Source organism: Dyella silvatica (assembly GCF_026283955.1).
GTDB lineage: Bacteria > Pseudomonadota > Gammaproteobacteria > Xanthomonadales > Rhodanobacteraceae > Dyella_C > Dyella_C silvatica.
The window spans coordinates 20,699-42,699 of the sequence record NZ_JAPDPE010000031.1 but is presented as its reverse complement, the minus strand read 5'-3'; the positions used below and the strand labels follow the sequence as shown (position 1 = coordinate 42,699).

Below are 22,001 nucleotides of genomic sequence, written 5' to 3'. Positions count from 1 at the left end.
CCAACGACTTCATGCGCGCTGGAAACTCGCCTATGACCCTGCCTACGCCGCAACTGCAGCGCTGATCGACACCTGCAAACTGCCCTTGCTGGACATTGGCTGTGGCATCGGCCTGCTCGGCCAGTATCTGCACGCGACCGGCGCACTGACCCAATACATCGGACTGGATCATGACCCGCGCAAGATCGCCGCCGGCCAAGCCGCCGCAGAACACGGTGGACTTGAGCGAATCATGCAATTGCGTCGTGCCGATGTCGCCGACCTGCCATCGCTTCAAGGCCACGTCGCCCTGCTCGACGTACTGCATTACCTGCCTGCGGCACGCCAGGATCCCCTGCTAAAAAATGCCGTGGCCCATCTGGCTCCCAACGGCGTGCTGATCATTCGCAATGTGCTGCGCGAGCCCAGCTGGCGCTTTCATGCCACCCGCGTGGAGGAGTTTTTTCTGCGCGCTTCGGGCTGGATTCCCGGCGGTGCACAGCACTACCCCGCGGCCGCTGAAATACGCACTCCGCTAGAGGCGCTCGGCCTCACCGTGCAGATCGAATCGCTACGCGGACGCACGCCATACAACAGTTATCTGATCGTGGCGCAGCGGCCGGCACCGCAAAAAACCGCCCAAACCGGCCTCCGTTCATATTGATCCAGCGTAAACGGCACCAGTGCGCTATACTCCGCGCCGCGGCACCGTCCGCCACTCCCCTTTTTGAATAATGCAACGCGGTTCGATAGAACGCTCCGAGTTGCTCTGGAGCTTCTAATGTCTTTTGAATCGTTGGGCCTTGCGCCCGCGTTGTTGCGTGCGCTTGCCGATCAAGGCTACACCCAACCCACCCCGATCCAGGCTGCCGCCATCCCGCTCGTGCTGGAAGGCAAAGACCTGCTTGCCGCCGCGCAGACCGGTACCGGCAAAACGGCGGCATTCTCGCTGCCCTTGCTGCAGCACCTGTCCACCAGCGGCAAAACCATGACGCGCCGTCCGCGCGCGCTGGTGCTTACACCGACCCGCGAACTGGCCGCACAGGTCAACGACAACCTGCGCAGCTACGGCAAGCACATGCACGTCAGCACCACCACGATCTTCGGTGGCGTGGGCATGGGTCCGCAGATGCAGGCCCTGCGCCGTGGCGTGGATGTGGTTATCGCCACCCCCGGCCGCCTGATCGACCATATGCAGCAGCGCTCGGTCGACCTCTCCGGTATCGAAGTACTGATCCTGGACGAAGCCGACCGCATGCTCGACATGGGCTTCCTGCCGGCCCTGAAGCGCATTCTCAGCGCCGTGCCGCGTCAGCGTCAGACCCTGTTGTTTTCGGCCACCTTTGCCGCACCGATCAAGGCACTGGCGATGCAGTTCATGCATGAGCCGCGCGAAGTGTCGGTGAGCCCGGCCAATACCGTAGCGACCACGGTCAGCCACCATGTGCATCCGGTCGATGCTTCGCGCAAGCGTGATCTGTTGCTGCACGTGCTGTCGCAAGACAGCCGTCGCCAGACGCTGGTGTTCAGCCGCACCAAGCACGGCGCCGACAAACTGGTGCGCTTCCTGGAAGTTTCCGGCCTGCGCGCCGCGGCGATTCACGGCAACAAGAGCCAGAACGCCCGCACCCGCGCGCTCAGCGACTTCAAAACCGGCCGCATCACCGTCCTGGTCGCCACCGATATTGCCGCTCGCGGCATCGATATCGACCAGCTGCCGATCGTCATCAACTTCGATCTGCCGATGGTTGCCGAAGACTACGTGCACCGGATTGGCCGCACTGGCCGTGCCGGTAGCGAAGGCTTGGCGCTCTCGCTGGTCAGCCATGACGAATCCGGCCTGCTGCGCGATATCCGCAAGCTGCTCAAGCAAGAGATCGAAATCACCGACGTACCGGGCTATGCACCGTCGCAGCCACTGCGTTTGGATCCGGGTGCGCCGCGCCCGGTGCAAGGTCAGCGTCAGGCGCGTCCGCAAGGCCGCCCCGGCGGTCAAAACAAATCCGCACCGGGACATCGCCCGCACGGCCATGCCAACTCCAACGCCAACGGTGAGCACGCTGCGGCCAACCGTCAGCGCAGCCGGCGCGGCGGCCGTCCAGCCGCCAAGGCGTAAGTTCTATACCACCTCCCCCGGGCTTTGCCTGGGGGAGATGCGCTCAGGCCGCGACCACTTTCGCGGTGAGGACATGGTCCTCCCACACACCGGCAATCTGCAGATACCGCTTGGCATAGCCCTCGCGCTCAAAGCCCAAGCGCTGCAGCAATCGCTCGCTGCGTTGATTGCGCGGCAGGTAATTAGCCATCACCCGATGCAGGCCGAGATCGCCAAAGGCCCACCCCAGCCCGCTGAGCAACACCTCGTGCATAAGCCCTTGCCCCTGCTCGGATGCAGCGATGCCATAACCCAGATGGCAGGCCTGAAAAGCGCCACGCACGATATTCGCAAAGTTCATCGTCGCCAGCATCGTCTCCTCGTCCGGGCTGAACACGGCTAACGGATAGCCGCGATCCAGCCGGGCCGTTTCTCGCCCCTCCGCGATGCTTTGCAGGCAATGATCCAGGGTGAAAAAGTGGCATTCGCGCAACGGCTCCCACGCCGCCAGATGCTCGGCATTCTCCACTCGGTAACGCAGCAATTTGGCTGCATCCGCCTCCTCAGCCAGACGAATCAGCGTCCGCGCGGTGCGTAAGCGCGGCGGCACACTCACCCCGCACCCAAGGCCTTCGCGTGATGGCGAAGGTGATCGTCGATAAAACTGGCGATGAAGTAATAACCATGGTCATAACCGGCGTGCCGGCGCAGTAGCAGCGCCTGCCCGGCCTCGGCGCAAGCCTGATCGAAAAGCTCGGGCTTGAGTTGCGCTTCCAGAAAATGATCCGCCTCGCCCTGGTCGATCAGAATCGTTCCGGGGAGGGTCTGCTGGCGCACTAATTCGCAGGCGTCATAAGCGGCCCAGCTGCGCTCGTCCTCACCCAGGTAACGCGGAAATGCCTTGCGCCCCCACGGCACCTGGCTTGGCGCAACAATCGGTGCGAATGCGGACACCGAGCGATAGCGCTGCGGATGCTTCAGCGCCATAGTCAGCGCACCATGCCCACCCATCGAGTGGCCAAAGATGCCGCTGCGCGCAATGTCGACCGGGAAGTTGGCCGCGATCAACGCCGGCAGCTCCAGTGCGATGTAGCTGTGCATCTGGAACCGCGCCGACCACGGCGCCTGCGTGGCGTCCAGATAGAAACCCGCGCCCTCACCAAACTCCCAATCGCCCGTCGCGCCATCGATGCCGGTCTGTCGTGGACTGGTATCGGGCATCACCAGCACCAGGCCAAGTTCAGCGGCAAGACGTTGCGCGCCCGCCTTGACCGTGGCGGTCTCCTCCGTGCAGGTCAGCCCGGCCAGGAAATACAGCACCGGACACGGCCCGCGCGCAGCCTGCGGAGGCTGATAAACGGCAAAGCGCATCGAACCACAGTAAGCGGATGCATGCCGGTAAAACCCCTGAACGCCACCATGACAACGATGCTCAGACAGCGTTTCGATCACAAGATTTGCAGCACTCATCCTTGTCCCTCAACTCACTCGCGGAGCACACATGATGATAGCGGCGCCGAGCAGGATCACCGCTACGCCGAGCACATCCCAGCCACTGGGTCGCACACCATCGACCAGCCACAGCCAGCCCAGCGCCACGGCCACGTAAATGCCGCCATAAGCGGATAAACCCGCCCCGCCGCCGTCGGATGTAAACTCAGCAACCAGGCGAACAAGGCCAGCGCGCAGGCCGCCGGCAACAACAGCCACGCCGATGCGCCCTTGCGCAACCAGAGGTACGGCAGATAGCAACCCACGATCTCAGCCAATGCCGTCAGCAAAAACAAACACGCGGTCTTCATCGACTCAACGCTCTTGATCGGTCGGCCGCATCAAGATTTCGTTGATATTGACGTGCGACGGCCGCGTCACGCAGAACAAAATCGTCTCGGCTACATCGCTGCTCTGCAACTGGCGCATACCCTCAGCCCAGGCATTGGTCGCCTGCTGCACGCCGGCGTGGCCTATATGCTCACGCAGCTCTGTCGCCACCGCACCCGGCTCAATCACACTGACGCGGATATTGTGCTGATAGACCTCGCGCCGCAGCGCCTCAGAGAACGCCACCACACCGAACTTGGTCGCCGCGTAGGCGGCAGCATTGGGATTGGCCACCCGCCCGGCGGTGGAAGAGATATTGACGACATGCCCCTCGCGGCGGTCGCGCATGCCAGCCAATGCAGCCTGGGTCGAGGCAATCAGGCTCATGACGTTCAGCTGCAGCATCTGCTGCCAACGGCCCAGGTCGGCCTCGATCACCGGCTCCAGATACATCACGCCGGCGTTGTTGACCAGGATATCCAGTTGGCCGTAATGGGCTTCGGTCTCCGCCACCACACGCTGGGCCTCGGTAACCGACAACAGGTCGGCGGCCAGGATCAACGGTTCGGCGCCCAGCGCCTTCAGTTTGGCCGCCAAGGCTTCCAGACGATCCTGGCGCCGGGCGGCGATCGCCACCCGTGCGCCTGCCTCGGCCAGAGCCAGGGCGGTGGCCTCGCCAATGCCCGACGAGGCACCGGTAACCAGGGCAATTCGGCCTGTAAGACGCTTCTGCATGATCTTTCCTCGAAAAATGTGCTAGTTAGTCGTATAAAGTTATCGGTTGAATCGAGCCAGGCTGCTACAATAGCGGCCATTCTCCCGCATGCCGTTCTGCATGCCACATGAGGTTCACATGTCCTCCCCGTCTCCCGACACCGCTCCGGCTGCCGCCGGCTTCGCTACGCTTGGCCTTCATCCGGAGGTACTGCGCGTACTGGCCGATGTAGGCTACGAATCGCCTTCGCCGATTCAGGCTGCCACCATTCCACCGCTGCTGGAAGGGCGCGATGTGCTCGGCCAGGCCCAAACCGGCACCGGTAAAACCGCGGCGTTTGCGCTGCCGATTTTGTCGCGCATCAATGTCAAACCCGGCAAGCCGCAGGCGCTGGTGCTGGCACCAACGCGCGAACTGGCCATCCAGGTGGCCGAGGCCTTCCAGCGCTACGCCGCCCATATCCCGGGCTTCCAGGTACTGCCGATCTACGGCGGCCAGAGCTACGGCCCGCAGTTGCATTCGCTGAAACGCGGCGTGCACATCGTGGTCGGCACGCCGGGTCGAGTCATCGACCATCTGGATCGCGGCACGCTCGATCTGTCCGAACTGCGTTATCTGGTGCTCGACGAAGCCGACGAAATGCTACGCATGGGCTTTATCGACGATGTCGAGAAAGTACTGCAGGCCACCCCGCCACAGCGCCAGGTCGCCCTGTTCTCGGCAACCATGCCAACGGTGATCCGCAAGATCGCGCAACGGCATCTGAAAGATCCGGTGGAAGTCACCATCAAGTCGTCCACCACGACGGCGGCGAATATTCGCCAGCGCTACTGGTTTGTCAGTGGCCTGCACAAGCTCGACGCGATGACCCGCATTCTCGAAGCCGAACCGTTCGACGCGATGATTATCTTCGCGCGCACCAAACAGGCCACCGAAGAGCTGGCCGAGAAACTGCAAGCACGGGGCCTGGCTGCGGCCGCCATCAATGGCGATATTGCCCAGCCGCAACGCGAGCGCGTGATCCAGCAGCTTAAAGACGGCAAGCTCGACATCCTTGTCGCCACCGACGTTGCCGCACGCGGTCTCGACGTGGAGCGCATCAGCCACGTGATGAACTACGACATTCCGTACGACACCGAGAGCTATGTGCACCGCATCGGCCGTACCGGCCGTGCCGGTCGCAGCGGCGAAGCGATTCTGTTCGTCACCCCGCGCGAGAAAGGCATGCTGCGCGCGATCGAACGCGCCACCCGCCAGCCCATCGAAGAGATGAAACTGCCCACGGTGGAAGCCGTCAACGATCAGCGTATCGCCAAATTCAAGCAGCGCATCAGCGATACGCTGGCAGTCGGCGACCTGAGCTTTTTCCAGCAGTTGATCGAACAGTTCGAGCAAGAGCACAACATCCCGGCGATCGAGATTGCCGCCGCGCTGGCCCGCATTGCGCAAGGCGATCAACCGTTGCTGCTGACGCCGCCGCCGAAACGCGAATACGCCCCGCGCGAGCAAGAGTCGCGCGAGCGCACACCGCGTGATCGCAATGAACGACGCCCTTCGTTCGAGCGCGAAGGTGGCGATAGCCGTCCGCCGCGCGAGCGTGCCCCACGCGAACGTGACAGCGCCCCGCGCGAGTTCGGCACCCGCCCGGTGCGCGAACACGTCACCGAAGAAGGCAAGCGCACCTATCGTGTGGAAGTCGGCCACGAACACGGCGTAAAGCCGGGCAACATCATTGGCGCCATCGCCAATGAAGCCGGCCTGGAGAGCTCGTTTATCGGTCGCCTCAGCATCCGTGGCGAATACAGCTTGATCGACTTGCCCGACGGCATGCCCAAGGAGGTGTTCCAGCACCTGCAAAAGGTGTGGGTGAGCCAGCAACAGCTGCGCATCCATGAATGGGATGGCAATGACAGCGGTGCCGGCGACGCAGCACCGCCGCGCAAACCCGGCGGCTTCCGGCCGGGCGGCGGTGGCTTTAAGGGCAAACCGCGGCCCCAGGGCCAGGGCTTTAGCGGCGGCAAGCCACCGCGCCGTAAACCCTAAGCGATAAGTGACCGCGTAAGCGAGTCCGAAACGCCCTCCACTGCCTGCAGCGGAGGGCGTTTTCGTTGGAACGCACCGTTTCCCTCAGCCCCCTCAAAAAGTCCGCTAGCGGCCCCCATCATGCTTGACTCGCACCTCCGAGCACTGCCATGACTGCCCTGCCCAGCTTGTTTATCTCCCACGGCTCGCCGATGACCGCGCTGCAACCAGGCCTGACCGGCGAGCGCCTGAGCGAATTGGCCCGCGTGCTGCCACGCCCCAAGGCGATCGTGATCGCCACCGCGCACTGGCTGACACGCCAGCCCCAGGTCGGCGCCGCACCGACACCGGAAACCATCCACGACTTCCACGGATTTCCCGCGCCGCTCTACCAGATTCGCTACCCCGCCCCCGGCGCACCCGAGCTGGCGGCGCGCGTGCAACAACGACTCGATGCCGCCGGCCTGGCGTCCAGCATCGACGCCAGACACGGGCTGGATCATGGCGCCTGGGTGCCTTTGCACCTGCTTTATCCGCAAGCCGATATCCCGGTGATACCGCTGTCGATTCAACCCGAACGCGACCCAGCCCATCACCTGGCTGTGGGGCAGGCACTCGCCTCGCTGCGCGAAGAAGGCGTGCTGGTGATCGGCTCAGGCAGCATCACGCACAACCTGTATGACCTGCGCGGCGGTTATAGCGAAACGCGTGAAGCACCCTACGTACGGCCTTTTATCGGCTGGGTCGAACAAAAGCTTGCCGCTGGCGATATCGAAGCCTTGCTCGACTATCGCCGCCAGGCCCCCTTTGCCGAACGCGCCCACCCCACCGACGAGCACTTCTTACCGCTGTTTGTCGCCTTGGGTGCCGGTGGAATATCCGCCTCCGCGCAACGTATCGATGCGGGTATCGACCAGGGCTTTATGGCGATGGATATCTATCGCTTTGCACCGCAAGCGGCATAACGACGCCAGAACGACAAAGGCCCGCTGAAACAGCGGGCCCTCGGTTGCTGCTCAATGGTTTCTACGCAGAAATTTATGGCGTGCCTGCAAACGTATTGCAACGTGCAACGTCGCCACTGTCGAAACCAACGCGGAACCATTTCACTCGCTGAGCCGAAGTCCCATGAGTGAAAGAATCCGGCACAACGCGGCCCTGCGCCTGCTTTTGCAAAGCATCGTCGCCGATCACGGTCGCTGCATTGAGTGCCGACTCGATATCCCCCGGCTTCAACCATTGCAGACGCTGCTGACTGCGATTGCCCCACACCCCCGCAAAACAATCTGCTTGCAGTTCCTGGCGCACCGATAAGCCATCGGCCCCCTCCATGCGACTACCTTGACGACGCATTTGATCGACCTGGTCGAAAACACCTAGCAACTTCTGCACATGATGGCCGACCTCATGAGCGATGACGTACGCGCGGGCGAAATCGCCCGAGGCATGAAAGCGGTTTTCCAGCTCACTGAAAAAAGCCAGATCCAAATACACTTTTTGATCGCCTGGGCAATAAAACGGCCCTGTCGCTGAAGACGCACCGCCGCAGGCGGTATTTACGCCGCCGCTGAAAAGCTCGAGTTTGGGCTCGGTATAGGTACGCCTGTTGGCAGCGAAAATATCGCCCCAGGTTTTCTCGGTAGAGCCGAGGATCGCACTGACAAAATCTTTCTGCTGTGGATCGACCTGGGCGGGCTGACCGGTCGGCGCACTGACCTGGCCGCCACCGCCTGTTTGACTCAACAAGGCCGTGGGATCTTTGAAGAACACCATGCCCAGGATCGCCAAGATCACAATGCCGCCGATGCCCAACCCGCGACCACCGCCAAAACGCGGACCGCCGCCATCGCCATCACCGCCGCTGTCGACTTCGACGTTCTGACTGCGTTCGCCTTTCTGCCAGTCCATACGCGCTCCGTCTTATCGATGCACCGCCGCCGGTGCCGCGCGGCGACGATAACCCCTTGCACAAGATCCCGCCAGACGGCGGCCGCAGCTACAGTAGGCAGTCTTTTAACGAGAGCCTGCCATGTCCCAGAATTTACCCGCCCTAGTCACCTTGCTTACCGTTCTGCTGCAGTTCGCCACCATGTGGGCGGTAGGCCGTGCGCGCGAGCGCTATGAAGTCAAGGCGCCGGCGGTCAGCGGGCATCCCGGTTTCGAACGGGCCTTGCGCGTGCAGATGAATACGCTAGAGGGCACGATGATGTTTCTGCCCGTGCTGTGGCTGGCCTCCAACTATGAAGACCCGCTCTGGGCAGGCATTGCCGGCCTGCTCTGGATTGTCGGCCGCGTGTGGTATGCGCTGGCCTATCTCAAGGATGCAGGCAAACGTGGCCCGGGCTTCATGATCGCCATGCTGGGCTGGGCGGCGCTAGTCGTGATGAGCGGCATCGGCTTGACCCGGGCGATGCTGGCGGGCTAATCCACCCAAAGGGACGGCCTCAGGCGTGACTGAGGCCGTCTGTGCCAGCGAACTCACCCTGCCTGCGCGATCTAGCCCGAGGCCACCGCGCTCAATACCCAGATCCGGTGCGGTACCTCCATCGGCTCCTCCGGATGCCGATCCGCCAGCAAGGCCGCTAGCTCGGCATCGAAACACGCCACACTGGCAGCATCCAGGGCCGCCCCCACCCCTGCACTGGCGCGAATGCGCCCGCGCCAGTCTTCGTGGATATAGGAAATATCCAGATCGAATGAAAATGTACGCAGATCGCCGAAACCGGCCTCACGCACACCCCTCAGCCAGGCCGGATAAAGACCTGTGCCGCCACCCAGCTGCCAATCCGGGTTATAGGCCCGAATCAGGCGCTCGGTGTCTTCGACCATGTTTCCAGCCAGTGGCAACCAGTCGAACTGCGCGATGACCAGCCGCCCGCCCGGCTGCAGCCAGCGATGCGCCAGCGCGGCCGCGCGTGGCTGATCGAACCAGTTCCAGCATTGCCCCGCGGTTATCAGGTCGAACGATACCGGCGGAAATTCCGCGTCTTCGATGCGCGAGTGCACCTGGCGCACCTGCACCCCGGCGGTTTGATCGAGCACCGCAGCCTGTGCCAGCAAGGGCGCGGCAGGGTCCAGCCCCGTCATGACGCAGCCACGCCGCGCCAGACCGCGCGCGATGGTGCCGGTGCCGGTGCCCACATCCAATCCGATGTCACCGCTGCGCGCCAGTCGATAAGCAAACAGCCGCTCAAAAAAGGCTGCCGGGAATCCGGCGCGATGTTTTGCGTAGTCGTCCGCCGTCTTGCCAAAGTCGATGGTTGTCATCGAACGCCTCACTTCATCTCTGGGGCTTGATCCAACTCAAGCCTGGGTCAGCTCACTGGCCGTACTTTCAGCCGCTCGATGCGTGCCCCATCCATCGCCAGCACTTCAAACTGCAAGCCGTCGCTGACAAAGCCATCACCGACACCTGGCAGGCGTCCCAACTGCATCAACGCATAGCCGGCAAGGGTGGAGAAACTACCGTCGCCGCGCAGTTTGTGACCGAGCAGATATTCCACCCGGCGCAAGTCGAGACTGGCATCCAGCAACCAGCTGCCATCCGCCGCTTGTACCGCGACCGGATCGCCGTCTTCCTCTTCATTGAAATCGCCGGCGATCACCTCCAGCACGTCGGCCGGGGTGACCATGCCAAGCACGCTGCCGTACTCGTCGACCACCAACGCCACTTGCAACGGCACCCGGCGAAATTCTTCGATCAAGCGCAGCACGCTGAGCGATTCCAGCACGGTCATCGGCTTGCGCACGACACTATCGATGTCGATATGCCCATGCTCCAGCAAGTTCGCCAACAAATCGCGCGACGAGGCGATACCCACCCACTGATCCAGATCGTCGCCGGCGACCGGCAACCAATGATGTTCGGTTGCTACCAGCTCAGCGCGCAGCACACCGGCTTGTTCGCGCGGATCGATCCAGCTGATTTCCGGTCGTGGCGTCATGATCGAGCGCACCGGCCGATGAGCCAGATCGAGCACGCCCTGCACCATCGATAACTCTTCTTTGCCGAATACCGCAGGGCGACTGGCCGGCACCGTTATCGCTGTTTTGGGTGTGTCCAGTTCGTCATCGCCACCCGCGCCCAGCAGGCGCAGCACCGCCACCGCCGTGCGATCGCGCAGATTGCGCGTACCGCTGAACAGGCTGCGCTGGCGATTGCGCCGCATCGCCTGATTGAAGGCCTCGATCATGATCGAGAAACCGATCGCGGCGTACAAATAACCCTTCGGAATATGAAAGCCGAAGCCCTCGGCGATCAAGCTGAAACCAATCATCAACAAGAACGACAGACACAGAATCACCACGGTCGGCCGTGCATTGACGAATGCGGTCAGCGGTTTGCTCGAGCTGATCATCAACACCATGGCGATCACCACCGCCACCATCATCACCGACAAGTGCTCGACCATGCCGACCGCGGTAATCACCGAATCCAGCGAGAACACCGCGTCCAGCACCACGATCTGCGCGACCACCAGCCAGAACTTCGCCCGTGCGCGATTGCGGCCCTCGTGCTCGTCATCGGCTTCTAGCCGCTCATGCAGTTCAAGCGTGGCCTTGAACAGCAAGAAGGTACCGCCAAGCAGCAAGATGATGTCGCGCCAAGACAGCGACAGCCCCATCCAGCTGATGATCGGTGTCGTCAGGCGCACCAGCCAGGACATCGCCCCAAGCAGCGCCAGGTGCATGAACAGCGCCAGCGATAAACCCATCAAACGTGCCCGATCGCGCAGCGATGCCGGCAGCTTATCGGCGAGAATCGCGATAAAGACGAGATTGTCGATACCAAGCACGATCTCCAGCACCACCAAGGTGAGAAGACCGGCCCAGGCAGTGGGGTCGGCAAGCCAGTCAAAAGCAAACATGGGTCAGCGCCAGAGCGCCAGGGTCCTCCTTTAAAGAGCAGCCACTATACAGGCAGTATCAGGCGTCCGAATCCATGCCATGGGCCCACCCTGCCAAAGGACGGGATTGCGTGCACGCATAAGCTACCGCTAGCGTGTGCCTGCCAAGGCCTTGAGCTTGCTCATGCCCTTAACGATTCACCCGTTGCACCGACCAGGAATCCGCTTGCTAATGGATGTGCCACGCGCCGATATAACGCCGCCCGCATCGTGGCCTCTGCCCAACGCATCGCCGCAGCTACCGGGCCCGAGCCTATGGACGGCATTCGGCTTGATCGGGCTGTATTTCTTGCTGCAACTGACCATCGGCGCGGCGGTCGGCTGGGTCGTCAATAGCATCGCTGGCCGTCCGCCGGGCGCGCTGGCAACCTCGACCGGGCAAACGCTGCCGGTTCGCTCGGACCTCAATGCCATCGTGGTGATCATTACCCTGCTCATCGCAGCGGGCTGCATCATTTATCTGACCCGGCGCCTGTGGCCCGCACGATGGTCGCAACCGACACCGCCCGGGCTTGGTTTTACCCGCCCCGGCAATCCATCTTTTTATGTGGCCGCCCTGTTTATCGGCCTGACCATGCCGGTCATTGGCGGCTTGCTGACGCAGCTGCTCGCTGGTGACCATGTCATCACTCAGGACATCAAGCAGCTGGGCGCCGATACCTCCATGGGCCTGCGTATTCCACTCGCCTTGATGGTGATCAGCATAGGACCGTTGGTGGAGGAACTACTGTTTCGTGGCGCCTTGCTATCGGCCTTGATGAAACGCCTGCATCCAGGCTGGGCGGCCGCCGTCTGCTCACTGCTGTTCGCAACCGTTCACCTGCCCGACCTGAGTTTTCTTTGGTACGCGCTGCCCAACCTGTTCTTGCTCGCCGTGGCCCTGGCCTGGCTGCGGCTCAGTTCCGGCTCGATCTGGCCAGCTGTCGTGGCCCATGGCGTCAATAACATGATGGCGGTGGTCGCCTGGTTTGTGATCGGGCCGTCGTCGGGCTAAGTGGCAGCCGCCGGGCGTCACTGCCGCGCAGGATGCGCCCCTATCGCCGCGAGCAAGCGCGCCGTTTCAAACAACGGCAACCCCATCACGCCGGAATGACTGCCTTCCAGATGCTCGACCAAGGCCGCGCCGCGCCCCTGGATCGCATACGCACCGGCCTTGCCAAAGACCTCGCCGGTATCCACATAGCGGGCGATCGTGGCCTCATCCAAGGCGGGAAAACGCACCCGCGACACACATACCTCTCGCTGTTCACCCGCCGCGCTCACCGCCCACACCACGGAAATGACCTCGTGCGTACGGCCCGATAAACGGCGCAACATCGCCGCCGCATCGGCCGCGTCGACGGGCTTGCCGAAGACTTCGTCATCCAGCACCACTTCGGTATCCGCGCCGATCACCACCGCATCGGCACGGGAAAGCGCGGCAAACCCGGCACGTGCCTTGTCGAGCGCCACGCGGCTGACGTAGTCCTGCGGCGCCTCTCCCGGCAGGCGTTGTTCGGGCACGTCCACATCGACCACCGTGTTGTCGACTCCAAGCAGTTCCAGCAACTGGCGACGGCGTGGCGATTGCGAGGCGAGATAAAGCATGACGATTCGCTATGCGGGAGAGAGACCGCGAGTTTAACCGTTGCGGCTAGCCCACAAGGCTGAAGCTGTACTCGCGATAGTGCTCGTCGCGCTTCCAACCCAGCGATTCGTAAAGCTTCTGCGCGGGCAGATTGTCATGCGCAGTCGACAAGGAAAGACTCGCCACCCCCATCGCGCGGCCGTGCTCGACGGCCGCGTGCAACAACGCTTCGGCAACGCCCTGCCGGCGCGCTTCAGGGGCGACAAACAAATCGTTGAGCAAATACGTGCGCACCGTGCGCACCGATGAAAACGAGGGGTATAACTGGGTAAACCCCAGCCCTCGTCCCTGTTCATCCGCTGCCAGCAGAATCACCGATTCGTGATGTGCAAAACGCTCAGCGAGATAAGCACGCGCACGCGGAAGGTCCGCAGGCTGCCCATAAAACTGTCGATACCCGTCGAACAACGGGGCGACGCGATCGAGGTCGTGAATCGTGGCTTGTCTTAACTGAAAGGGCATGGAGAAACGCCGCCGTGAGTCGAGAATGGGGAGGGACAAAAGCTAGCATCGTCATGCCCGACGAAGCCATGCCTTTGAGCCATTCCATTTTCCCGACCCGGGCGAGCACACGCCCTCAGGCGCGGTGATACGGATGCCCCGCCAGCAGCGTGGTCGCGCGGTAAAGCTGTTCGGCCAGCACCAACCGCACCAGCATATGCGGCAAGGTCAGTGGACCGAGCGACCAGCGTTGATCGGCACGAGCCAGCACCTCGGGAGCATGCCCGTCAGGGCCGCCAATCAAGAAGGCCAGGTCGCGCCCGGCCATCCGCCACTTCGCCAATTGCTCGGCCAACGCTTCACTGGACCAGGTCTTGCCACGGCCATCGAGCGCGATTACATGGATATCGCGCGGCAGCGCGGCGAGTATCGCCGCCCCTTCGTCCAGCATCGCCCGCGCATCATCGCGGCCCTTGCCGCGTATGCCCGGTTTGAGTTCGGTGAGTTCTAGCGGCAGCTCATGCGAAAGCCGCTTGCGGTACTCGGCAAACCCTTCTGCCACCCAGGCAGGCATGCGTTCACCGACAGCGATCAGGCGAGCACGCATAAGAAAACGTAATGGCTACCGGGGGCCTGAGGCGAGGTGAAGCTCAAGCTTCGCCTATGAATTCGTCGGTTTCGTGGTCACCCACGGTCCACAGCCGTTCCAGGCCATAAAACTCGCGGATGCGCGGCAGCATGACGTGGACAATGATGTCGCCAAGATCCACCAGCACCCACTCACCCTCGACTTCACCCTCCACACCCAGCGGCATGGCGCCCGCCTTCTTGGCGAACTTCACCACTTCGTCGGCAATGGATTTGACATGGCGGGCAGAAGTGCCGGAGGCGATAACCAGCAGGTCGGCGATGGAGGTTTTGCCACGAACATCGAGTTCGCGGACATCCTTGGCTTTCAGTTCGTCCAGCGCGTCAAGCACGAGTTGACGAAGCGGAACGGCAGGGATCGATTTATTGCGTTTTGCGGTAGGACTCAAGAGTATCGGCCTCAAGGCGGAAAAGATGCGCAAGATGGCGCTGGCGGAGTATAACGCCCTGGCTTCCCGACTACGTCAAATAGCTGTCTGCAAGCCCTTAAGCGTGCTTATGCGCCTCCCCGATGTCAGCGGTGTGACCGAGGCCCTAGAAGCCAGCTCAGCGGCTCCCCCCGGCACGCGGCAGGAGCTGTTTGCTTGCAGGACTTAGGCTCCTAAACCGCCGCCAAGCCCCGCCTGGCCTCGGTGTATTCGCGCATAAGCCGCGCCACCAGCTCGGCGGCGGGCAGCGCCCGCACCATTCCCGCCGCCTGTCCACACCACTCCGAAAGCAGGTCGGCTCGGCCGGCCTCGGCCGCCGCGCGGCGCAATGGCGAGGTCAATGCATTAAGAATGGGATAAGGCGGCAGCTCAGCCGCAGCCGCGGGCATAGCCTCGACAAAACGGTTACGCAGGCCGCGCGCGGCACGGCCGGAAAAGCTGCGAATCGTCGTCACGTCATGCTCTTGCGCCTTGGTCAGGTCCAGCTTCCAGGCGGCGGCAGCCGAACTTTCCGGACAGGCCAGAAAGGCGGTACCGAGCTGGCTGGCCGCCGCCCCCAGCGCCTCGGCAGCCAACATGCCACGGCCATCCATGATGCCGCCGGCGGCAATCACCGGAATATCTACGGCGCGCACGGTCAATGGCAATAAGGCAAACAGACCGATCATCGCCGCTTCGGCGTCATGCAAGAAGGTGCCGCGATGACCGCCGGCCTCGGCGCCCTGCATGCTTATCGCATCGGCGCCCAGCTCAGCCCAGGCCCGTGCCTCGGCCACTGTGGTAGCCGTGCCGATCACCGTCATGTCTCGCCGCTTCAATTCGCGCAGCTGAGCCGGCGTAATCAGGCCAAAGGCGAAGCTGGCCACCGCCGGCCGTGCCTCATACAAGGCCGCCAGCTGATCGGAAAACCGCGGCGCCCAGCGCTCAGGTATCGCCGTGCGTACTGCCAGCCCTTCACGCTCCATCAACGCATCGAGCTGGGCCCGCACTCGCGTTAGCGCCTTCGGATCTACCTCGAATTCGTCTGGCAGTACAAACAGGTTCACGGCATACGGGCGATCGGTTTGCGCGCTGATCTGCGCACATTGCTCCAGGATCGCCTGCGGCGAAAGATAACCCGCACCCAGCGATCCCAGGCCGCCGGCGTGCGATACCGCTGCAACCAGGGCCGGGGTGGTGGAACCAGCCATCGGGGCCTGGATCAAAGGGTGGGCGATACCCAGGCGATCGGCAAACCAAGCAGACATGATGTAACTCCGCAGCAAACCAGGGTCACACCACTGATCGGGCCGCGCTGAGCGGGGGTGTCCCTCGCCCATACGGGCAAGGGACACGATGGGGACAAGACGATTTAGCCGCCAGCTGCCGTCGAGGCCGCTGCGGGTTTGGTGGACATATGATGCTTGCCGCCCTTCTTGTGCATCTTGTGGGTGTCGGCGTCGGCGTTGGACGTCGCCGCCGGGGCGCTGCTGTCGGCCTTCATCGAATCACTCGCCTTCATCGAGTCATTCGCTTTCATCGCGTCACTACTTGCGTCCTTGGCGGTTTGTGCCGCCTGGCCAGCCGTCTGTGTCGCGGGGGCGGTGGATTGGGCCATGACCGGGCTCATGGCGAGACCGGCAACCAGGGCAGACGAAAAGGCCAACAAAGCGTAGCGAGAAACTTTCATGGGTACGTTCTCCTGAAGCTGTGAAGTAATCAGTCTTATGTGATCAGTTTTAGGTAAACCGTGCGAATGAACTGCACCTTCAAGCATCTGCCGAGACTACCCGTCCTGGATGGCCTCAGCCTTGCGGGTCTGGCGTCGAGCCCTGCGTTAGCGGATTGAACCCGTGCGTACCCGCTGCTGTGCCACGACTGCTCCCCAGCCGCGTAAATCCTTGAATAGCCGTTCCGGCGTTGTCAGAGGCGCAAGGTTATACCTCGCAGCCGCATTGACAACCGCTTGCGCGTCGCCCGTTCAGGATCAATACGATCTTGCGATAGGCCGCCCCGAGCAGGGCGGCGGCTCATTTACGCCGGGTCACTGCCGTTGCAGCAGCCGTCCGCCCATGGCGGCGTTGACACCGATCACCAGGCTCACTGCGATGGCATGCATCAACAGATCGGTGGCGGTGGAGTCAAACGAATGACAGATTTCAAGCAAGCTGGCCGAAGCCGCCGCGCTGGCCAGGCCAATCAGCACCGCCGTCAATACCGGGCGCACCGGATAAGCCCGGCGCAGCAGCAAGATCAGCAAGGCCGACAGCGGTAGCGAAAAGCCGATGATAAAGAACAGGCAATCACCCGCCTCATGCATGCTGGCAGCGTGCGTTGCCGGCGCAATCAGTTTTCGCAGACAGCCCATGCCACTGGCACCCAGCCATAACAGCAGGCCAGGCAAGGGCAGCCACGCCCACGCCGCAGAGCGTCCGGGCACACCCAAGGCAAACGCTGCCCAGGCGGCACTGATCATGGTGATGATGGCGCCCACGCCGGCCCAGGCCAGATCGGGCGTGCCGGCCCAGCGTCGCTGCATACCGACGACGCCATTAAGCATCAACAACACCACGGCGATCGCGAACACCGCGAGCAGCCAGCCCAGCGTGCGCCGCCACGGCGGCAGCAAGCGCCGCACCGGCACCAGCTCCGCGCCGAGCGTGTTGATCAGACTGTCGTGGCGACTCAGCTCGGACATTCCTCTAAGGCTCTCTATACAAACGGTTACGCAACGCCTTCAGCGCGCGATGCAAATTCACTTTCAACGCACCGGTATTACGACCGGTGTGCTCGGCCGCCTCGGCCAACGACTGCTCCTTCAAACCCAGTTGCTCGACGGCTTCGCGCTGCCCCGGCGGCAGCTCGGCAATCGCCTCGCGCAAATACTTGGCCTGCTGCGTACGCTCGGTTTCGGTCGAGGCATCACCACTGTCTGGGTAACTTTCCAGCGCCTCCGAATCAGAGGCTTCACGGCGATCGCGGCGGCCATGGCTACGCAATGCGTCGATCGCCCGACGGCTGGCAATCGCCGCCAGCCAGGCATCGTAAGAACGCGTCGGGTCATAGGTATGACGTACCCGGTGCACCGTAAGCAGCGTTTCCTGCACTACGTCATCGAGCAGATCCACCGCCACACCTTGCCGCCGCGCCACGCTGCGGATCAACGCCACCGAATCGGCCAGAAGCCGCTCATATGCCCGCCGATCACCCGCTTGCGCAGCCGCCATCCACGCCATACGGCGTTGCTCGGATTGCTCTTTGGCGCTGACAGGTTCGCTAGACACGCTTGACCGACGCTCGCCCCATGCGGGGAAACCGCCATCTAGACCTATCGTGCCGGTAGCCGTCAAGCCGAACCTCATCATTACCTCGCATCGAGTGCTTAATGAGGGGTTCGCTGCGGGCGGGGAAAGGGTTACTTCGGTCGGGGAACGGGGAACGGGGAACGGGGAACGGGGAACGGGGAACGGGGAACGGGGAACGGGGAAAAGCCTAAAAAGCAGAGGCCATAAAGCAAGAGCAGAATCAAAGAAAAGCAAAAAGATGAAAAAAGAACGTAGAGCTTAAACGCCCCCTCAACTCTCGCGTTCCCTGTTCCCCATCCCCCGTTCCCCGCTCTCAACCCACGTAACCCCAGCCCCACCCTTGGCGAATACCCCAATGAACCTCTCCGATGGACGCTACTTCTTATGCTCGTATTGATCCTTGCCTATCTGGGCGGCGTGCTGACTATCCTCAGCCCTTGCATCTTGCCGGTGCTGCCGTTCGTGTTCGCGCGCTCGGACCGTCCCTTCATGCGCAACGGCCTGCCGATGCTGCTGGGTATGGCCTTGACCTTTGCGCTGGTCGCCACACTGGCGGCAGTGGGTGGTAGCTGGGCGATTCATGCCAATCAATATGGCCGCGTCATTGCCATGGCGGTGCTGGCAGTGCTGGGCCTGACCCTGCTTTCAGCGCATTTTGCCGAATGGGTCAGCCGCCCCTTTGTGGCACTAGGCAATAAGCTCACCCAACGCAGCGGTGCCGACAACGACTCGGTGTTTTCTGCCGCCGCCCTCGGCGTCGCCACCGGCTTGCTCTGGGCACCTTGTGCCGGCCCGATTCTTGGCCTGCTGCTGACCGGCGCCGCACTCAATGGCGCCAGTGTACAGACCACCTTGCTGTTACTCACCTATGCCGCCGGCGCAGCGACCTCGCTGGGCCTGGCCCTGCTCATCGGCGGCAAGGTGTTTGCCTTGATGAAGCGCTCGCTCGGCACCGGCGAATGGGTACGCCGTGCATTGGGCGTGCTGGTTCTGGCGGGCGTGGCCGCGATTGCGCTGGGGCTGGATACCGGTTTGCTGACGCGGCTGTCGCTGGCCAGTACCGGCGGCATCGAACAACAGCTGGTCAATGCGGTACGCCCCGCACCGGCGCCGCAACCTGAACTGAAGGCCGGCGAGCCGCTGCCGGTCGAAGGCGAGATGCCGTCGCTGGCCGGTGCCACGCAGTGGTTCAACAGCGCACCGCTCAGCACGCAATCGCTGCGCGGCAAGGTGGTGCTGGTCGATTTCTGGACTTACTCCTGCATCAATTGCATCCGTGCGCTGCCTTATGTGCGCGCCTGGGCCGACAAATACAAAGATCACGGCCTGGTGGTGATTGGTGTGCATGCGCCGGAATTCGCTTTCGAGAAAACACCCGACAACGTCGCCAAGGCCATCGGCAATCTCGGCGTGAACTACCCCGTCGCGCTCGATAACGACTACGCCATCTGGAAAGGCTTTAACAACGAATATTGGCCGGCGCATTATTTCATCGACAACAAAGGGCAGATCCGCCATCACCATTTCGGCGAAGGCGAGTACGCGCAAAGCGAGGATGTGATCCGCCAATTGCTGACCGAAGCCGGCCAGACCAACCTGCCGGGCGGTTACGTGCAACCGGGTGCCAAGGGTGCCGAGGCGGCGGGCTCGGGTGATCCCGACCGCTCACCGGAAACCTACGTCGGTTACCAGCGCGCCGCGAATTTCGCTGGCGGCAAGCTGGCCAACGACGATGCATGGGACTACCACGCGCCAGCCGCGTTGAGCTCCAACCAATGGAGCCTGGCTGGCCGCTGGACCGTTCACCACGAAAGCGCGCAACTGGAGCAAGCCGGCGGTCACATCGTCTATCGTTTTCGCGGCCGCGACCTGCACCTGGTACTCGGCCCGGGCAACGACGGCAAAGCAGTGCGCTTTCGGGTCCGCATCGACGGCAAAGCACCGGGCGCTGATCACGGCATGGATACCGATGCCGATGGCAACGGCAGCGTCACCGAACAACGCCTGTATCAATTGATCCGCCAGGCCAACGGCAATGGCGAGCGCTTGTTCGACATCGAATTCCTCGACCCCGGCGTACAGGCCTACGCCTTTACCTTCGGCTGAGTCCACGTGGAGCATCCTCATGTCACGTTCTGATCAACAAGCACTCATTGCCCGTCGCCGCCACTTCCTGCGCGCTGCCGTACTTGGCGGCGCCGCCGTGGTGCTCGGCGGCAGCTGGGCACGCAAGCTGCTGGCGCATGCCGATGCAGCCCCGACAGTGTCAGCGGCGGCACCTGATGTGCTGCTGGAATGCTTTGCCGATGACGACGGCCACCATCTCGGCCCCTGCCGGGTACGCAAGCTGGTACTGAGCGAAACGCAATGGCGGCAGCGGCTCAGCGACGACGCGTTCTACGTGATGCGCCGTGAAGGCACCGAGCGCGCCTTCAGCGGCCAGTACCGGAACCAGCACGCCAAGGGTTTATACCGCTGTCCCGGTTGCGATACCGCGTTGTTCGATGCATCGACCAAGTTCGATTCCGGCACCGGCTGGCCGAGCTTCTGGCAGCCGATTGCCAAGGCCAATGTGATCGAACACAGCGACAGCACCTTGGGCATGGAGCGTATCGCCGTGAGCTGTGCGGGCTGTGATAGCCATCTAGGCCATGTGTTCGACGATGGCCCGAAACCGACCGGGCTGCGCTACTGCATGAACTCGGTCGCGCTACGGTTTATCCCCCGCGCCGGGTGACCGTCTCACGAATCATGGCTTGTCATCGATACGTATGCTGGCACGTACTGACTCGAAATCATGCAGATAATTCGCGTAGCTACTCGCCGGCGCCGTATACAAAAGGTTGTAGACATAGCCGTTTCCTATCGCTGTGACCATTAACTGCCGCGCTACTAGCTTGGCGCCATTGTGTACGTCACAGGTACTGGCCAGTGATGGCAAAGTGTCCAAGGTGCCTGGCTTGCCGTTATCGCAATCCAGTTGCAGGGACCTGGCCAGATAACCTTGACGATAGGATTGCTGCACGTTCAAAAATTTAGCGTGTAGCTCGGAATCATCGCCGGTGATGACAGCCAGTCGAACGAACGATATCTCCGCGACTCCTTCGCCGGTGGCGGCATCGGTTTTCAACGCCTCCCAGCTTTCCCCGAGCTTGCCGGGCTTGTTGAGAATAGCGGGTAGCGGCGTGGCGGTGACGCGCCAGCCATCCGGCCAAACGATATGCGTCGGCGACTTCGCCGCCGCATCGGCCGGCGTCGCCAGCGGATAGATCCAGCAACACAGCAAGGCCATGAGCCATCGCTTTTTACGTAGCATCTTGATCCCGTCCCTTGGTAAGAAAGCTTGCAGCGAATTCAACCGCGATAAGGCTGCAGCAGCGCCGGATCGTCAAACAATCCACTCGGCAGCAGGTAGCGCGGATCGCGCCCGGCGGCGAGCAACTCACGAATACGCGTTGCGGAAATCTCCAGCGGCGTCACCGCAAGATCGATGATTTTTCCGGCAGGCAACGCACGCAACACCGCGGCATCGTCGATATGCCGCACCGCCTTTTGAATCGCCAGTTCCACCTGCAACTCAACCGACATGCCCGGACGATTCAGTACCCCGATATGCGCGATATCGAAAAGCTCGATCCAACGATGCCAGCTGCTTAATCCGGCAAAAGCATCGGCACCGATCAGCAATACCAGTGGACGATCGCCCTGCTCCGCCCGCAGCTCGATCAAGGTATCGATGGTATAGGAAGGACCACTGCGTTCCAGCTCGCGCAGATCCAGCGTGAGTCGCGACTGTCCTTGTAGCGCGGCGTGCAGCATCGCCACTCGCTGCGCGGCGCTCGCACTCGGCGGCGGGCGGTGCGGAGGCACGCTGGCGGGCATCAAACGCACTTCGGCATCAAGCAATTCCGAGGCTTCCCAGGCCACGCTAAGGTGGCCCAGATGGACCGGATCGAAGGTGCCGCCGAAAATGGCTAAGGGTTGCACGTCATGACTCCTTCGCCTTGGCTAGCGCTCCTTTGCGCAGCAGGCCC

25 protein-coding genes and 1 pseudogene are annotated in these 22,001 nt (G+C 62.5%); 8 read left to right on the top strand and 18 right to left on the bottom strand.

Annotated features, from left to right (window positions below):
- Together OUZ52_RS08490 and OUZ52_RS08485 are read left to right on the top strand one after the other, a co-directional pair.
- On the top strand, nt 1–643 hold a 643-nt coding region (locus tag OUZ52_RS08490), incomplete at its 5' end, for a class I SAM-dependent methyltransferase (protein WP_266157951.1).
- 117 nt (nt 644–760) lie between these two features.
- Nucleotides 761–2,095, top strand: a complete 1,335-nt coding sequence (locus tag OUZ52_RS08485) for a DEAD/DEAH box helicase (RefSeq protein WP_266157950.1) — start codon at nt 761–763, stop codon at nt 2,093–2,095.
- Nucleotides 2,096–2,138: 43 nt separating this feature from the next.
- Here OUZ52_RS08485 and OUZ52_RS08480 read toward each other — a convergent pair whose 3' ends face one another.
- The 5 genes and pseudogenes from OUZ52_RS08480 to OUZ52_RS08460 all read right to left on the bottom strand — a co-directional run bounded on the left by OUZ52_RS08480 (nt 2,139) and on the right by OUZ52_RS08460 (nt 4,630).
- On the bottom strand, nt 2,139–2,690 hold the full coding sequence (locus OUZ52_RS08480; protein ID WP_266157949.1) for a GNAT family N-acetyltransferase: 552 nt from the start codon (nt 2,688–2,690) through the stop codon (nt 2,139–2,141).
- Nucleotides 2,687–3,544 (bottom strand): S-formylglutathione hydrolase, encoded by an 858-nt coding sequence (fghA, locus tag OUZ52_RS08475; protein WP_323135327.1) that lies wholly within the window; start codon nt 3,542–3,544, stop codon nt 2,687–2,689. The genes OUZ52_RS08480 and fghA overlap by 4 nt, the downstream gene beginning before the upstream one ends.
- Nucleotides 3,545–3,553: 9 nt before the next feature.
- Nucleotides 3,554–3,784, bottom strand: coding sequence for a YnfA family protein (locus tag OUZ52_RS08470; protein ID WP_266157956.1), 231 nt, complete (start codon nt 3,782–3,784; stop codon nt 3,554–3,556).
- A gap of 41 nt (nt 3,785–3,825) precedes the next feature.
- Nucleotides 3,826–3,876 (bottom strand): annotated as a pseudogene (locus tag OUZ52_RS08465) (hypothetical protein); the annotation flags it as partial.
- A gap of 4 nt (nt 3,877–3,880) precedes the next feature.
- Nucleotides 3,881–4,630: an SDR family NAD(P)-dependent oxidoreductase gene (locus OUZ52_RS08460; protein ID WP_266157948.1), complete on the bottom strand. Its 750-nt coding sequence runs from the start codon at nt 4,628–4,630 to the stop codon at nt 3,881–3,883.
- 118 nt (nt 4,631–4,748) lie between these two features.
- Between OUZ52_RS08460 and OUZ52_RS08455 the strand changes: the two genes are divergently transcribed.
- On the top strand, nt 4,749–6,653 hold the full coding sequence (locus tag OUZ52_RS08455; protein WP_266157947.1) for a DEAD/DEAH box helicase: 1,905 nt from the start codon (nt 4,749–4,751) through the stop codon (nt 6,651–6,653).
- A 149-nt stretch (nt 6,654–6,802) separates the two neighbouring features.
- Complete coding sequence (locus OUZ52_RS08450) at nt 6,803–7,597, top strand: dioxygenase family protein (RefSeq protein WP_266157946.1); 795 nt, start codon at nt 6,803–6,805, stop codon at nt 7,595–7,597.
- A 73-nt stretch (nt 7,598–7,670) separates the two neighbouring features.
- On the opposite strand, the gene ypfJ is transcribed toward OUZ52_RS08450, so the two are convergent.
- Nucleotides 7,671–8,540 carry a KPN_02809 family neutral zinc metallopeptidase gene (ypfJ, locus tag OUZ52_RS08445; protein WP_266157945.1) on the bottom strand — a complete coding sequence of 290 codons (870 nt, stop codon included), beginning with the start codon at nt 8,538–8,540 and terminating at the stop codon, nt 7,671–7,673.
- A gap of 121 nt (nt 8,541–8,661) precedes the next feature.
- Between ypfJ and OUZ52_RS08440 the strand changes: the two genes are divergently transcribed.
- Nucleotides 8,662–9,057, top strand: a complete 396-nt coding sequence (locus OUZ52_RS08440; protein ID WP_266157944.1) for an MAPEG family protein — start codon at nt 8,662–8,664, stop codon at nt 9,055–9,057.
- Nucleotides 9,058–9,128: 71 nt separating this feature from the next.
- On the opposite strand, the gene OUZ52_RS08435 is transcribed toward OUZ52_RS08440, so the two are convergent.
- Both OUZ52_RS08435 and OUZ52_RS08430 read right to left on the bottom strand, forming a co-directional pair.
- Entirely contained in the window at nt 9,129–9,899 is a 771-nt protein-coding gene (locus tag OUZ52_RS08435) for a class I SAM-dependent methyltransferase (RefSeq protein WP_266157943.1), read from the bottom strand.
- A gap of 47 nt (nt 9,900–9,946) precedes the next feature.
- Nucleotides 9,947–11,500 carry a TerC family protein gene (locus OUZ52_RS08430; RefSeq protein ID WP_266157942.1) on the bottom strand — a complete coding sequence of 518 codons (1,554 nt, stop codon included), beginning with the start codon at nt 11,498–11,500 and terminating at the stop codon, nt 9,947–9,949.
- Between the two features lie 211 nt (nt 11,501–11,711).
- On the opposite strand from OUZ52_RS08430, the gene OUZ52_RS08425 reads away from it, so the two are divergent.
- Nucleotides 11,712–12,533, top strand: a complete 822-nt coding sequence (locus OUZ52_RS08425) for a CPBP family intramembrane glutamic endopeptidase (RefSeq protein ID WP_266157941.1) — start codon at nt 11,712–11,714, stop codon at nt 12,531–12,533.
- A 17-nt stretch (nt 12,534–12,550) separates the two neighbouring features.
- Here OUZ52_RS08425 and OUZ52_RS08420 read toward each other — a convergent pair whose 3' ends face one another.
- The 8 genes from OUZ52_RS08420 to OUZ52_RS08385 all read right to left on the bottom strand — a co-directional run bounded on the left by OUZ52_RS08420 (nt 12,551) and on the right by OUZ52_RS08385 (nt 17,889).
- Nucleotides 12,551–13,126 carry a Maf family protein gene (locus OUZ52_RS08420; RefSeq protein WP_266157940.1) on the bottom strand — a complete coding sequence of 192 codons (576 nt, stop codon included), beginning with the start codon at nt 13,124–13,126 and terminating at the stop codon, nt 12,551–12,553.
- Nucleotides 13,127–13,172: 46 nt separating this feature from the next.
- Nucleotides 13,173–13,628 carry a GNAT family N-acetyltransferase gene (locus OUZ52_RS08415; protein ID WP_266157939.1) on the bottom strand — a complete coding sequence of 152 codons (456 nt, stop codon included), beginning with the start codon at nt 13,626–13,628 and terminating at the stop codon, nt 13,173–13,175.
- A gap of 115 nt (nt 13,629–13,743) precedes the next feature.
- Nucleotides 13,744–14,214 carry a 23S rRNA (pseudouridine(1915)-N(3))-methyltransferase RlmH gene (gene rlmH, locus OUZ52_RS08410; RefSeq protein ID WP_266157938.1) on the bottom strand — a complete coding sequence of 157 codons (471 nt, stop codon included), beginning with the start codon at nt 14,212–14,214 and terminating at the stop codon, nt 13,744–13,746.
- A gap of 43 nt (nt 14,215–14,257) precedes the next feature.
- Nucleotides 14,258–14,644, bottom strand: coding sequence for a ribosome silencing factor (gene rsfS / locus OUZ52_RS08405; protein ID WP_425493820.1), 387 nt, complete (start codon nt 14,642–14,644; stop codon nt 14,258–14,260).
- Between the two features lie 212 nt (nt 14,645–14,856).
- Complete coding sequence (locus OUZ52_RS08400; RefSeq protein WP_266157937.1) at nt 14,857–15,930, bottom strand: NAD(P)H-dependent flavin oxidoreductase; 1,074 nt, start codon at nt 15,928–15,930, stop codon at nt 14,857–14,859.
- Nucleotides 15,931–16,034: 104 nt separating this feature from the next.
- Nucleotides 16,035–16,352, bottom strand: a complete 318-nt coding sequence (locus tag OUZ52_RS08395; RefSeq protein WP_266157936.1) for a hypothetical protein — start codon at nt 16,350–16,352, stop codon at nt 16,035–16,037.
- 354 nt (nt 16,353–16,706) lie between these two features.
- Nucleotides 16,707–17,360, bottom strand: a complete 654-nt coding sequence (locus OUZ52_RS08390; RefSeq protein ID WP_266157935.1) for an NrsF family protein — start codon at nt 17,358–17,360, stop codon at nt 16,707–16,709.
- A gap of 4 nt (nt 17,361–17,364) precedes the next feature.
- Nucleotides 17,365–17,889 (bottom strand): RNA polymerase sigma factor, encoded by a 525-nt coding sequence (locus tag OUZ52_RS08385; RefSeq protein ID WP_266157954.1) that lies wholly within the window; start codon nt 17,887–17,889, stop codon nt 17,365–17,367.
- 462 nt (nt 17,890–18,351) lie between these two features.
- Between OUZ52_RS08385 and OUZ52_RS08380 the strand changes: the two genes are divergently transcribed.
- Both OUZ52_RS08380 and msrB read left to right on the top strand, forming a co-directional pair.
- Nucleotides 18,352–20,073 (top strand): cytochrome c biogenesis protein DipZ, encoded by a 1,722-nt coding sequence (locus tag OUZ52_RS08380; protein WP_266157934.1) that lies wholly within the window; start codon nt 18,352–18,354, stop codon nt 20,071–20,073.
- Nucleotides 20,074–20,092: 19 nt separating this feature from the next.
- A complete protein-coding gene (gene msrB, locus OUZ52_RS08375) occupies nt 20,093–20,704 on the top strand; it encodes a peptide-methionine (R)-S-oxide reductase MsrB (protein ID WP_266157933.1) in 612 nt (203 codons plus the stop codon).
- A gap of 12 nt (nt 20,705–20,716) precedes the next feature.
- Here the strand turns inward: msrB and OUZ52_RS08370 are convergent, their stop codons facing one another.
- Both OUZ52_RS08370 and nadD read right to left on the bottom strand, forming a co-directional pair.
- On the bottom strand, nt 20,717–21,259 hold the full coding sequence (locus OUZ52_RS08370; protein ID WP_266157932.1) for a DUF4946 domain-containing protein: 543 nt from the start codon (nt 21,257–21,259) through the stop codon (nt 20,717–20,719).
- 62 nt (nt 21,260–21,321) lie between these two features.
- Nucleotides 21,322–21,954 (bottom strand): nicotinate-nucleotide adenylyltransferase, encoded by a 633-nt coding sequence (gene nadD, locus OUZ52_RS08365; protein ID WP_266157931.1) that lies wholly within the window; start codon nt 21,952–21,954, stop codon nt 21,322–21,324.
- Nucleotides 21,955–22,001: the final 47 nt, after the last annotated feature.

Coding starts and splice junctions, on each gene's coding strand:
- OUZ52_RS08485 (WP_266157950.1), top strand. CDS start 761: ATGTCTTTTGAATCGTTGGGCCTTGCGCCCGCGTTGTTGCGTGCGCTT.
- fghA (WP_323135327.1), bottom strand. CDS start 3,544: ATGAGTGCTGCAAATCTTGTGATCGAAACGCTGTCTGAGCATCGTTGT.
- OUZ52_RS08460 (WP_266157948.1), bottom strand. CDS start 4,630: ATGCAGAAGCGTCTTACAGGCCGAATTGCCCTGGTTACCGGTGCCTCG.
- OUZ52_RS08455 (WP_266157947.1), top strand. CDS start 4,749: ATGTCCTCCCCGTCTCCCGACACCGCTCCGGCTGCCGCCGGCTTCGCT.
- OUZ52_RS08450 (WP_266157946.1), top strand. CDS start 6,803: ATGACTGCCCTGCCCAGCTTGTTTATCTCCCACGGCTCGCCGATGACC.
- ypfJ (WP_266157945.1), bottom strand. CDS start 8,540: ATGGACTGGCAGAAAGGCGAACGCAGTCAGAACGTCGAAGTCGACAGC.
- OUZ52_RS08440 (WP_266157944.1), top strand. CDS start 8,662: ATGTCCCAGAATTTACCCGCCCTAGTCACCTTGCTTACCGTTCTGCTG.
- OUZ52_RS08435 (WP_266157943.1), bottom strand. CDS start 9,899: ATGACAACCATCGACTTTGGCAAGACGGCGGACGACTACGCAAAACAT.
- OUZ52_RS08430 (WP_266157942.1), bottom strand. CDS start 11,500: ATGTTTGCTTTTGACTGGCTTGCCGACCCCACTGCCTGGGCCGGTCTT.
- OUZ52_RS08425 (WP_266157941.1), top strand. CDS start 11,712: ATGGATGTGCCACGCGCCGATATAACGCCGCCCGCATCGTGGCCTCTG.
- OUZ52_RS08420 (WP_266157940.1), bottom strand. CDS start 13,126: ATGCTTTATCTCGCCTCGCAATCGCCACGCCGTCGCCAGTTGCTGGAA.
- OUZ52_RS08415 (WP_266157939.1), bottom strand. CDS start 13,628: ATGCCCTTTCAGTTAAGACAAGCCACGATTCACGACCTCGATCGCGTC.
- rlmH (WP_266157938.1), bottom strand. CDS start 14,214: ATGCGTGCTCGCCTGATCGCTGTCGGTGAACGCATGCCTGCCTGGGTG.
- OUZ52_RS08400 (WP_266157937.1), bottom strand. CDS start 15,930: ATGTCTGCTTGGTTTGCCGATCGCCTGGGTATCGCCCACCCTTTGATC.
- OUZ52_RS08395 (WP_266157936.1), bottom strand. CDS start 16,352: ATGAAAGTTTCTCGCTACGCTTTGTTGGCCTTTTCGTCTGCCCTGGTT.
- OUZ52_RS08390 (WP_266157935.1), bottom strand. CDS start 17,360: ATGTCCGAGCTGAGTCGCCACGACAGTCTGATCAACACGCTCGGCGCG.
- OUZ52_RS08385 (WP_266157954.1), bottom strand. CDS start 17,889: ATGGCGGCTGCGCAAGCGGGTGATCGGCGGGCATATGAGCGGCTTCTG.
- OUZ52_RS08380 (WP_266157934.1), top strand. CDS start 18,352: ATGCTCGTATTGATCCTTGCCTATCTGGGCGGCGTGCTGACTATCCTC.
- msrB (WP_266157933.1), top strand. CDS start 20,093: ATGTCACGTTCTGATCAACAAGCACTCATTGCCCGTCGCCGCCACTTC.
- OUZ52_RS08370 (WP_266157932.1), bottom strand. CDS start 21,259: ATGGCCTTGCTGTGTTGCTGGATCTATCCGCTGGCGACGCCGGCCGAT.